The organism is Tropicimonas sp. IMCC6043 (assembly GCF_004146235.1).
GTDB lineage: Bacteria > Pseudomonadota > Alphaproteobacteria > Rhodobacterales > Rhodobacteraceae > Tropicimonas.
On sequence record NZ_SELO01000230.1, the window covers coordinates 1 to 255 of the forward strand.

Annotated in this window: 1 pseudogene; it reads left to right on the forward strand. The window is 63.5% G+C overall.

What is annotated here, in order from left to right:
* Window positions 1-255 (forward strand): annotated as a pseudogene (locus EU800_RS27160) (IS110 family transposase); the annotation flags it as partial.

Below are 255 nucleotides of genomic sequence, written 5' to 3' on the forward strand. Positions count from 1 at the left end.
GACCGAAGAGCAGCAGAGCGTCCTGGTCCTGCATCGATCGCGCGATCTGCTGATGCGGCAGCGGACGATGATCCTCAATGCGATCCGGGCGCAGCTCGCGGAGTTCGGGATCATTGCGGCGCAGGGAGCTCGAAAAGTAACCGAACTACTGCGGCGGCTGAACGGGCCGGATAGCTTCGGATTACCGGCGCTCGCCCGTTCCGCACTTCTGGCATTGGGGGCGCAACTCGAGCACATCGCCGAAGCGATCCGCAA